Below are 11,120 nucleotides of genomic sequence, written 5' to 3' on the forward strand. Positions count from 1 at the left end.
CGCCACCCACTCGCGGTCGGGCGCGGCCCCCGCGCGGTTCAGGGCGCGGCTCGCCGCGCGCAGCGCCGGCCACGGCTCCTCCTCGGCCGGCCGCCCCTCGAGCAGCGAAACCAGCTCGCGGGTGCGCTCCCGGTCGGCGTGCAGGACCGCGTCCTCCTTGTTCGCGAAGTAGTTGGAGAACGTCCTGCGCGACACGCCCACGGCGTCGGCGATGTCCTCGACCGTCACGCCGTCGAGCCCGTGCGCCATCGCCAGGCGCAGCGCCGCCTCGTGCAGCGACTGCCGCGTCGCCGCCTTCTTGCGGTCGCGCAGCGAGCCCGGGATGTCCATGCGGGCAGCCTAGCGACGGGAATAAGTTGCTCATTGTGCAAGTTTGCCCAATGAGCAATACTTGCCCGGATCGTGTGAAGGGATGCCATGAAGTCCGAAACAACCGACCCGTCCGGGGCGATGCGGCACCGCGAAGTGCTCGAATCGCTGTCCGGCCTGCTGCTGGCCCTGTTCGTGGCCATGATCAGCTCGACCGTCGTCTCGACGTCGCTGCCGCTGATCATCGGCTCGCTGAACGGCACCCAGACGCAGTACACCTGGGTCGTCACGGCCACGCTGCTCGCGGCGACGGCCACCACCCCGATCTGGGGCAAGCTCGCCGACCTGTTCAACAAGAAAACGCTGGTCCAGGTCGCCATCGTGATCTTCGTGGCCGGCTCGATGATCAGCGGGTTCAGCCAGGACACCGGGCAGCTGATCGCGGCGCGCGCGTTCCAGGGCATCGGCGTCGGCGGCCTGCAGGCACTCGTCCAGGTCGTGATCGCGGCGATCATCCCGCCGCGCGAACGCGGCCGGTACAACGGCTACCTCGGCGCCGTGATGGCGGTCGCCACGGTCGGCGGACCGCTGCTGGGCGGTCTGATCGTCGACGTGCCGTGGCTGGGCTGGCGCTGGTGCTTCTTCGTCGGTGTCCCGATCGCCGTGCTCGCCTTCGTCGTGCTGCAGCGGACGCTGAAGCTGGAGACCGTGCGCCGCGACGACGTGCGGGTCGACTACCTCGGCGCCGGGCTGATCGCGGCCGGCGTGAGCGTCCTGCTGATCTGGGTCTCGTTCGTCGGCAACTCGTTCGACTGGCTCTCCTGGCCGACCGCCGTCATGGTCGCGGGCGGGCTCGTGCTCCTCGCGCTCGCGGTGCTGGTGGAGAAGAAGGTGCGCGAACCCGTCGTGCCGCTGAAGATCGTCGTCCAGCGCACGCCCGCGCTGGCGATCCTCGCGAGCCTCGCGGTCGGCATGGCGATGTTCGGCGGCGCGGTGTTCCTCGGCCAGTACTTCCAGATCGGCCGCGGCTACACGCCCACCGAAGCCGGCCTGCTGACCATGCCGATGATGGCCGGCGTGCTCGTGTCCTCGACCGTCTCCGGCCGCCTGATCAGCCGCACCGGCAAGATCAAGCCGTACATCGTGGCCGGCACGATCATCCTGGTGCTCGGGTTCCTCGGCCTGGGCACGGTCGACCACGCCACGCCGCTGTGGATCATCGGCATCGCGATGGCCGTCGTCGGCATCGGCGTGGGCATGACCATGCAGAACCTCGTGCTGGCCGTGCAGAACGACGTCCCGCTGCGCGACCTCGGCGCGGCGAGCGCGTCGGTCACGTTCTTCCGGTCCCTCGGCGGCACCATCGGCGTCTCGGTGCTCGGCGCCGTCCTCGCCAACCGCGTCTCCGCCGACCTGGCCGCCGCGCTGCACGTGCCGGCCGGGCAGGCCTCGACCGGCGGGACCAGCGCGCTGAACCTCAAGGCGCTGCCGCCGCAGGTCCAGACGGTCGTGCACACGGTGTACGGCGACGCGACCGCGCACATCTTCCTGATTTCGGCGGCGGTCGCGGTCGTCGGCGTCATCGCGGCGCTGCTGCTGAAGCCGATCACCCTGCGCACGACGATCGACCTGGCGGAGACCGGCGAACCGGCCGCGCCGGAACCGGCCGCGCGGTAGGAGCGGACGCGATGGAGGGGGCGTTCCAGTCCACTGTGGAGCACTTCGGCCCGCGCCGCGACCCCGCGGCGCGGGCCATCCTGGCCGGGGTGGACGGCACCGACACGGCCATGCGGGCGGCGGCCTTCGCGTTCGGCATGGCGCGGCGCCAAGGCAGCCGGCTGGTCGTCGCCTTCGTCGCCAGCCACGCCCCGCTGCTGCCGCTGCGGCCGGCCGTCGCGACGCTGATCGACCACGACACGGCCACCCACCTCTCGGCGGAGCTGCGCGGCCAGATGCGCGAAGCGGCCGAGGAGCTGGGGGTGCCGGTCACGTTCGTGACGTCGTTCGGCGACCCGTATGCGACGCTCCGGGACACGGCGGACCGCTGCCACGCCGATACGGTGGTGGTCGGCGCGTCCCAGAAGGCCGGGCACCGGTTCGCGGGTTCGGTCGCGACGAAGCTCATCCGGGCGGGTCACTGGCCGGTCCTCGTGGTCCCGTGAGCCACGTCTCCCTCCACATCGGACGGTAGGCTCGGCGGCGACCCGAAGCCGAGACCGCGCCGTGGAGCCCGATGTTCATCCCCGCACTCCTGGTGCTTTCCGCCGCCTTCCTGCTCCGCTCGCTCCTGGCGGCGCGGCTGGACCGGTGGAACATCGCCGCCCCGGTGCTGATGGTCGTGTGCGGGGCCGCGGCCGCGCTGACCGTAGCGCCGGACAAGCTGGTCGAGGTGTTCAACACCGAGATCGCCCAGCACGTCGCCGAGCTGATCCTCGCGATGCTGCTGTTCGTCGACGCCACCGAGGTGCGCGGCGGGCGGCTGTGGGGCCGCTCCCCCGGCCTCGTCGCGCGTGTCCTGCTCATCGCCATGCCGCTGAGCATCGCGCTGGCGGTGCTGCTCGGCGCCGTGCTCCTGCCGGACCTGTCGTGGCCGCTGCTCCTGCTGATCGCGTGCATCGTGATCCCGAGCGACTTCGCCGCGGCCGAACGCGTGGTCCGCGACCGCAACCTGCCGGCGCCGGTGCGCGGGGTGCTCAACATCGAAAGCGGCTACAACGACGGGCTGGTCTCGCCGGTGTTCCTGTTCGCGCTGATCCTGGCGCGGACGGACAACCAGCAGAACACCGCGGAGGACGCGCTGGCCACGGCGCTGCCGTTCGCCATCAAGGCGATCGTCGTCGGCGCCGCCGTCGGCGCGCTGATCGGGCTCCTGCTGTTCCTGGCCGCGCGGGCGGGCTGGACGTCGGCGCAGGGCCGCCGGGTCGCCGTGCTGACGACCCCGCTGCTGGCCTACGCGGCGACCGTCGCCGTCGGCGGCAACGGGTTCGTCGCGTCGTTCGTGTGCGGGATCGCGTTCCGGTACGTCTTCCGCGGCAGCGCCGCCTCCTACATCCGCAAGGTCCCGGAGCGCGCCCGCGACATCCTGACCGATCCCACCGCCGAGCTGCAGCTGCTGGAAGAGGTCACCGGACTGCTGACCATGGGCATGTGGTTCGTGGTCGGCGCGATCAGCGTGCTGGTCATCCAGTTCGGGCTGAGCTGGCAGGTCGTCGTGTTCTGCCTCGCCGCGCTCACCGTCCTGCGCATCGGCCCGGTCGTGCTCTCCCTGCTCCGCACGGACCTGTCGGGCCGCGACCGGTTCCTGATCGGCGCGCTCGGCCCCCGCGGGACGACGTCGATCGTCTTCGGGCTGCTCGCGCTCAACGGCCTGGCCACGGGTGACGAGGACATCGTGCTGACCATCACGGTGGTCTGCGTCCTGGGCAGCGTGGTGCTGCACGGGATCGGGTCGGCGCCGCTGGCGAACCGCCTCGGGCGCCGGCGTCAACCGTAATTCGCTTGGGTCGCGGGCCCGCCTTCGGCAGGGTGGTGATCATGGCGAGCAGATGGGTCCGGTTGCAGGCTGTCGCGGTGTCCGGTTCGTCCGCCGAAGGGCTGATGCTGGCCGCGCTGCCGCTGCTCGCCGTGTCCGTCACCACCGACCCGCGCGAGATCTCGCTGGTCAACGTCGCCGGGCAGGCGCCGTGGCTGCTGCTGTCGCTGTTCGCCGGGGTGCTCATCGACCGCGTGCGGCGGACCGCCGTGCTCGCCTGGGCCTACGCCGTACAGGTCGGCGCGGCGCTCGTGCTCGGGGCCGTGGCGTCGGCCGGGTTGCTGAGCCTGCCCGTGCTGCTCGTCGTGGCCTTCATCGTCACCACGGCGCAGGTGCTCGGCGACGGGGCCAGCGGGGCGCTCGTGCCCGAGCTGGTCACCCCGGACCGCCTGGCCCACGCCAACGCGCGGCTGACCGTGATCGACCGGGGCGTGGTCCAGTTCGTCGTGCCGCCGCTGACCGGCTTCCTGGTCGCCGTCGGCGCCGGCGCGCCCGCGTGGCTGGCGGCCGCGTTCGCGCTGCTGGCGCTGCTGCTGACCCGGCGCATCCCGTCGACGACCGTGGTCGCCGCGCGCACCCACCCGCTGCGCGACCTCTCGGCCGGGCTCACCCACCTGGTGCGGACGCCGCTGCTGCGGTCGATCACGCTGAACGTCGCGCTCGGCTCGTTCGCCGCCAGCGCCGGCAACTCGATGTTCGTGCTGTACGCGACGCAGATCCTCCACGTCGGCTCGGTCGGCTACGGCCTGCTCCTGGCCTGCCTCGCCGTCGGCTGGGTGGTCTCGTCGTTCGTGGTCCAGCGGATCGTCGACCGCCTCGGCTACTCGTGGTCGATGCGGCTGGCGCAGAGCCTGGGCGCGGTGGCCCCGCTGCTGCTGGCGGTGCTGCCCCCGTGGCCGCCGCTGATCGGCGTGGTGCTGGTGTTCCTGACCTCGACGGTGCTGGTCTGGAACGTCTGTTCCCAGTCCAGCCGCCAGCGCTTCACCCCGGCCCCGCTCCTGGGCCGCGTGCTGACCAGCCACCGCGCGCTGGCCTGGGGACTGACCCCGCTGGGAGCGCTGACCGGCGGGCTGGTCGCGGCGCACTGGAGCCTGCGGGGCGTCTGGGTGGTGGTGGCCGCGGTGCAGGCGCTGAGCGCGGTCCTCGTGTGGTTCCAGCTGTCGCCGGCGGCGTTCCGGCGGACCGAGGAACTGGCCGCCGCGGCGAGCTGATGCCGGGTGGCGCGCCGGGTCGGGGCACCGGCGCGTCACCCGGACGACTAGTCGCCCAGCGCCAGCGCCACCGCGCCCAGCAGCGACGCGTCCTGGTCGAACCGCGCCGACACCAGCTCCGGCGGGAACGGGACCGCGTGCGCCAGCCGGTCCGCCAGCGCCGGGAGCAGGACGTCCGCCGAGCGGACCAGGCCGCCGCCGACCGCGATGCGCTGGGGGTCCACGGAAATCGCCAGGTTGGCCACGTGCATCGACAGCTCGTCGAGCGCCGCCGTGACCAGTTCCTTGGCCTCGACGTTCTCCTTGGCCAGTGCGAACAGCTCCCCGGCGGTGACCGGGCGGCCGAGCAGTTCGCTCGCCCGGCCGCCCAGCCCACGCCCACCGACGGCTTCCTCGAGCGGCGCCGCTCCGCTCGCGAAACCCTCGGTGTCCTGCGGCGAGAGCAGGTTGTACCCGATCTCGCCGGCAGCCCCGTTGGCGCCGGTCAGCACCCGGCCGCCGACCAGCACCGCCGCCGCGATGCCCGTGCCCAGTGACAGGAACACCGCCGGGTCGGCGCCGGCCAGCGCGCCCCAGCGCCATTCCGCCAGCGCCGCCGCCTTCGCGTCCGTGCCCACCGATATCGGCACGTCCGGGAACTCCGCGGCCACCAGCTCCGCCAGGCGCAGCTGCTCCCAGCCCGGCACGTTCGGCGCGAGCAGGATCCGGTCCGGCAGCACGATCCCCGGGCTGACGACGCCGATGGCGGTGGGCACGGCACCCGACTCGGTCAGCAGCGACCGGGCCGCGGCGAGCGCGCGCACCACCACCTGCTCGGCGCCCGCGTGCGCGTCGGTGTCCAGCCGGCGCGTGGCCAGCAGGGTGCCGTCGCGGCCGGCGAGCCCCAGCGCCACCTTCGTGCCGCCGAAGTCGATGCCGAGTATCCGATCCCCGCTCACGCGCCGCTCCCCCGCACCACGATCCGACCGGTGTTCAGCCCGTCGACGCTGATCACCGGCGCCGCGCCCCGCAGGTCCGACGCCTGGTAGGTGACGGTCAACGTCTGCGACTGGCCCGGCCACAGCGTGACGTCGTTGTCGTCCCAGGTCGCGTTCGCGAGCTGGTTGTCCCCCGCCGCTTCACGGCCGTCCGGTGTCCCGCGGCGGACGTCGGCCCGCAGGAAGAACGCCGCACCCGGCGTCTTCGCCGTGTTGGTCACGGTCACCGTGGTGACCAGGTCACCGCCGCTGCGCCGCGTCGACGCGATCGCGCTGACCTGCGACTTCGGCAGGTTCTGCAGCGCCTGGAGGTCGCTGTACTGCGACAGCGTCGCCTGCGGGTTGCCGAGCGTCTTGCCCCAGTCGACGACGTCCTTCTGCGTCGAAAGCCAGTAGACGTTCCGGTCGACGACCTTCCCGCCCTGCTTCACCTGCAGCTCGACGAAGTACACCTTCGCGGGAGCCGGCGCCTTCGTCTCGGCGGGCACCTTCGGCTTCAGGACCCCGGTGCGCACGCCCTGCGAAGCGACCGAGAGCCCGGAAGCCGTCTGGTCGTCGAGGACCTTGCCCGCGGTGTCGAGCACCCGTGCCTGCACCGAAAGCCCGGACTGCGTGCCCGCGCCGAGGTTGTCGAGCGTCACGGACCCGTTGTCGTAGCCGTAGAGCGCGTGCAGCGGCTTGTTCGCCTTCTTGGCGCCGAAGAACGCGCCCGCCTGGTCGCCGTCGTCGTTGTAGAGCGACCACAGCAGCGTCGGCCAGCCCTTGTTCAGCTGCCAGTAGACGACGCCGGTCGACGGGCCGGCCTTGTCCGTCGAGTGGTGCAGGAACGCCTCGAACTGCGACCGCGTGTTCTCGTAGTTCGCGATCTGCGCCAGGTCCACATAGGACTTGAGCGAGGTCCACTTCCCGTACCGCTGCTTGATCGACTGGTCGAGGGTGTACAGCGTGCCGAACGCGTAACCGCCGTGTCCCGGCTCGAAGTTCGCGTGGTACTGGTTGTACGCCGGGTCCTGCCAGAGCTTCGCCTGCTCGGCGGGCGAGAGGAACCGCTTGATCGAGTCCAGCGTCGGCACGGTGTGCCCGGCGCTCTGCTCGCTCGCGAAGCCCCACGCGCCGCCGGCGTTGGTGCGGCTGTCATCGGAAGCGTCGAAGTGCGAGCCGTCGTACCAGTAGGACGGCGGAACCCAGTCGTACGGGCCCTCCTTCTCGCCCGACTGGCCGAGCGTCGGCGTGCTCTTGTACTCCGCCGAAGCGATCACCGGCACCTGGAAGTCGGCTTCCTTGAAGGCTTTCAGCGTCTCGGATTCCTGGCGCGGCACCGGCTCGTTGTCGCTCCAGCCGTAGTTGAAGACGCTCGGGTGGTTCCGCTCCATCTGCGCGATCGTGTACGCCGAGTCGTGCATGATCCGGTAGTCGCGCCCGGTCAGCTTCGAGGCGTCCTCGGGCTGCCAGGCGTCGCAGCACAGGAACCCGCCGATGACCAGCAGCCCGGCGCGATCGGCCTGGTCGTAGAAGTCCTGCGGCATGTCGTGGCCCTCGAGCCGGACACCGGACAGGCCCAGGTTCTTGATCAGCGCGATCTGGTGCGCGGTGTCGGCGGAGTCGTAGCGCAGGAACAGGTCCGGCGCGAAACCGCCGCCGCGGAACACGAAGTCCTTGCCGTTGATCGTGAACTGCCGCGCGCCTTCCGGCAGCGCCGCGGACTTCCCGACCAGGCGCGAGGTCACCGTGCGGATGCCGAAGGTGCTCTTCGACGACGTCGAGAGCACGCCGTCCTGCGAGACCGCGGTGGTCAGCGTGTACAGCGGCTGGTCACCCATCGAATACGGCCACCACACGCGCGGGTGCGCGATCGTGACCGGCGCGAACGCCACGGTCCGCTTGGTGTGCGCGGGGATCGTCACGCGCTGCTTGACGACGATCGGCGCCCCGGACGGCGCCGAGATCGTCGCGGCCACGTCCCCGGTCTGCGGCTCGGCCGCGTCGTTGGTGACGTCGACCTTGACCGTCAGCTTCGAGCTGGACAGGTCGGGCGCGTTGTCCTGCACGACGTGGGCGTTGTCCCCGCTCAGCGCGTCGGACACCTGCAGCGTCGGCGGGAACTGGATGCCGGTGTTGTTGTCCGGCGGGATCTGGCCCCAGTCGACCTGGTCGAGGGTGTACATCTTCAGCGGGTCGTTCGGGTAGACCTTGATCGCCAGGGTGTTGCGGCCCGGCTTCACCAGCTTCGTGACGTCGAAGGTGTGCCCGGCGAAGGCGCCGCTGACGATGTCCTTGCCGGCGACCAGTTTCCCGTTCACCCAGACGTCGCCCTCGCCGACGATGCCGGGGACGGTCAGCTTCGCGTGCTGGCCCGCCCGGATCTCCGGAGTGAAGTCGGTGCGGTACCACCACGGGTCGGCGAACGGTTTCGTGACGACCGGGCCGAGCTTGTCGACGTAGCCGAAGCATTTGCGCAGGTTGTCGGAGTAGAAGACGTCCGGGCACTTGCCGTTCTGCACCAGCGCGGTGATCTCGGTGCCGGGCGCGCCGGCGTCGTCCGGCTTCACCGGCAGCCAGCCGCGGGTGGCGTACCCGGGCGTGGAGACCTTTTCGCCGCCGTCCTTGACGTTCGCGGTGGTCAGGACCTGCCAGCCCTGGGTGCCGATGGTGGTGAGCCCGTGCGGTTTCGAGAGCAGCTGCGTGTCCTGCGCGGCGGCCGGTCCGGCGACGGCGAGGACGCCGGGGACGAGCAGCAGCGCGGCCACCGCCGCGAGTTTCCGGGTCATGCCTGAGCCCCTTCCGGGTCGGCGGCGAAAGCCTCTTTGATCTCCTTGGGCCCGAACGGCCACGTGTTCTCGGCGCTGGCGTAGACGAGGTACGCGAGCGCGCCGAGCACCATCCAGCCCAGCGACAGCCCGATGGACAGCCACGACGCGGAAACGTAGATGTACACCCAGCCGACCAGCGCGAGCAGCGTCGGCAGCGGGTAGAGCCACTGCCGGTACGGCCGCTTCAGGCCCGGCTGGCGGCGGCGCAGCGTCCAGATGGCCGCGACCTGGGCCAGCGACTGGATGATGACCAGGGTGGCGACGGCGGCGTTGATGACGTCGGTCAGCGTGAACAGCGAGCCGATGATCGTGATGGCGCCCATGGTGAGCACGCCCGCGGTCGGCAGGTTCAGCTTCGGGTGCAGCTTGCCGAACATCGGCAGGAACACCTTGTCGCGCGCGGCTTCGAACGGCACGCGCGAGCCGCCGAGCAGGCCGGCGAACACCGAGCCGATGGCCGCGACGACGATGAAGACGGTGACGATCTTCGCCGTCACGGTGCCCCACGCCTGTTCGAGCACCGTGGAGGCGACCGAGGTGGCGGTCTTGAGCTCTTCGAGCGGCACCGAGCCGAGAACGCCCACCTGCAGCAGGAAGTAGAGGCTCATGATGCCGACGATGGAGAAGAGGATCGACCGCGGGAGCGTCCGGCCCGGGTCGCGCACCTCGCCGCCGAGGTAGGCGCTGGTGTTGTAGCCGAGGTAGTCGTAGATGGCGATGACCAGGCCGGCGCCGAGGCCGCCCCAGAAGGTGCCTTCGCCCGCCGAGCTGAACGCGCCCGGGGTGAAGGCGAACGCTTGCGCGCCGCTGAAGTGCGTGAACGCGGCGACGACGGTGGTGAGCACCGCGATCAGCATGACCACGAACAGCACCGTCGTGAGCTTGCCGATCTGGCCGATCTTGCGGAACAGCGCGGCGACGATGACGAGCGTGATGCCGACGCCGATGATCTTCCCCAGCGGCGTCGTGCCCGCGGCGTCGGTGACACCGGGGATCAGGTAGCCGAGGTACTGGACGAGGCCGATGATGCCGGTCGACATGATCAGCGGGATGAACAGCACCGCGCTCCACACGAACAGGAACGGCATCAGCCGGCCGGTGCGGTACTGGAACGCTTCGCGCAGGTAGAGGTAGGTGCCGCCGGCGCCCGGCATGGCGGCGCCGAGTTCGGCCCAGATGAGCCCGTCGGCCAGCGCGACGATCGCCCCGATGATCCAGCCGAACATCGCCTGCGGGCCGCCCATGGTGGCGACCATGGCAGGGATCGTGACGAACGGGCCGATACCGCACATCTGGGTCATGTTGATCGCGGTGGCCTGCAGGGGGCCGATCTTGCGCTCAAGGGCCGGCTGCGGCGCCCCTGAACGGGTGGGTGAACTCACGGCGTGCCTCCGGCTAGTAGTTAGTAAAGTTTCTTAACATAGAACGAGCCGCGTCGAAAGAGTTCCGTGGATAAACTTGCGGCAACACAGGAGGATTGAGTGGGGCAAAACGGGCCGCAGGTGGGAACCCCGGCGAACATGCGGGCACTGAACCAGCGCCTGGTCCTGGACCGGTTGCGCGGCCACGGCGAGGCGACGCGGCCGCAGATCGCGGCGGACACGGGACTTTCGAAACCCACGGTGGGACAGGCGCTGCTCGACCTCGAGCAGCACGGACTGGTCCGGACCACTGGGCGCAGCCTGTCCGGCCCGGGGCGCGCGGCCGTCGTCTACCAAGCGGCACCGGACGCCGGGCACGTCGTCGGCGTCGACATCGGGCGGCGCGCGATCCGGATCGCGGTGGCCGACCTCGAAGGCAGCATCGTCACCCGGCTCGACGAGCCCAACCGGTGCCACTCGGCGAGCGCGCTGGTGCGCACGGTGAGCGAATCCGTCGAACGCGCGGTCGCCGCGGCCGGGCTGCGGCCGCACGAAGTCGTGTCGACGGTCGTCGGCACCCCCGGTGTCCCCGACCCGGCGTCCGGGACGGTCCACCGCGCGCCCAACCTGCCGGGCTGGGAGCGGCGAGGACTGCTGCACGAACTCGTCGCGGCACTGGCCGTCGCCGGCTCGGACGTGGTGGTGGAGAACGACGCCAACCTGTGCGCGGTCGGCGAGCACGCCCTCGGCGCGGCGCTCGGCGTCGACGTCCTGGTGTGCCTGACGATCGGCACCGGCATCGGCATGGGCCTGCTGGTCGACGGCAAGCTCTTCCGCGGCGCGCACGGCGCGGCGGGCGAGATCGCGGACCTGCCCTACGGCCCGCTGCCGGCGGGAGCGGCGGCCCGCCGCCCCGGGCC

At 71.3% G+C, this 11,120-nt stretch carries 9 protein-coding genes; 5 read left to right on the forward strand and 4 right to left on the reverse strand.

Translation table 11 applies throughout. The annotated features are described in order from the left end of the window. Positions 1-330: TetR/AcrR family transcriptional regulator (locus G3I65_RS52915; protein WP_160703793.1), on the reverse strand; the 330-nt coding region annotated here is incomplete at its 3' end. A gap of 87 nt (positions 331-417) precedes the next feature. Between G3I65_RS52915 and G3I65_RS52920 the strand changes: the two genes are divergently transcribed. From G3I65_RS52920 to G3I65_RS52935, 4 genes are all read left to right on the forward strand, one after another. After that, the gene (locus G3I65_RS52920) at positions 418-1,986 is read left to right on the forward strand and encodes an MDR family MFS transporter (protein ID WP_160703795.1); all 1,569 of its coding nucleotides are present in this window, start codon (positions 418-420) and stop codon (positions 1,984-1,986) included. An 11-nt stretch (positions 1,987-1,997) separates the two neighbouring features. Further along, the gene (locus tag G3I65_RS52925) at positions 1,998-2,471 is read left to right on the forward strand and encodes a universal stress protein (RefSeq protein WP_160703797.1); all 474 of its coding nucleotides are present in this window, start codon (positions 1,998-2,000) and stop codon (positions 2,469-2,471) included. 71 nt (positions 2,472-2,542) lie between these two features. Beyond that, positions 2,543-3,802, forward strand: a complete 1,260-nt coding sequence (locus tag G3I65_RS52930; RefSeq protein ID WP_160703799.1) for a cation:proton antiporter — start codon at positions 2,543-2,545, stop codon at positions 3,800-3,802. Between the two features lie 41 nt (positions 3,803-3,843). Continuing rightward, positions 3,844-5,052, forward strand: coding sequence for an MFS transporter (locus G3I65_RS52935; RefSeq protein ID WP_160703801.1), 1,209 nt, complete (start codon positions 3,844-3,846; stop codon positions 5,050-5,052). Positions 5,053-5,099: 47 nt separating this feature from the next. Here the strand turns inward: G3I65_RS52935 and G3I65_RS52940 are convergent, their stop codons facing one another. Genes G3I65_RS52940 through G3I65_RS52950 form a run of 3 tightly spaced genes read right to left on the reverse strand, consistent with a single transcriptional unit; the run spans position 5,100 to position 10,221 of the window. Then, entirely contained in the window at positions 5,100-5,990 is an 891-nt protein-coding gene (locus tag G3I65_RS52940) for an ROK family protein (RefSeq protein ID WP_160703803.1), read from the reverse strand. Continuing rightward, positions 5,987-8,797, reverse strand: a complete 2,811-nt coding sequence (locus G3I65_RS52945; protein WP_160703805.1) for a beta-mannosidase — start codon at positions 8,795-8,797, stop codon at positions 5,987-5,989. The genes G3I65_RS52940 and G3I65_RS52945 overlap by 4 nt, the downstream gene beginning before the upstream one ends. After that, positions 8,794-10,221, reverse strand: a complete 1,428-nt coding sequence (locus tag G3I65_RS52950; protein ID WP_160703807.1) for an APC family permease — start codon at positions 10,219-10,221, stop codon at positions 8,794-8,796. The genes G3I65_RS52945 and G3I65_RS52950 overlap by 4 nt, the downstream gene beginning before the upstream one ends. A 99-nt stretch (positions 10,222-10,320) precedes the next feature. Here G3I65_RS52950 and G3I65_RS52955 point away from each other — a divergent pair. Next, the coding region (locus G3I65_RS52955; RefSeq protein WP_160703809.1) for an ROK family transcriptional regulator at positions 10,321-11,120 on the forward strand (800 nt) is incomplete at its 3' end.

The organism is Amycolatopsis sp. SID8362, assembly GCF_010550475.1.
Classification (GTDB): Bacteria; Actinomycetota; Actinomycetes; order Mycobacteriales; family Pseudonocardiaceae; genus Amycolatopsis; species Amycolatopsis eburnea.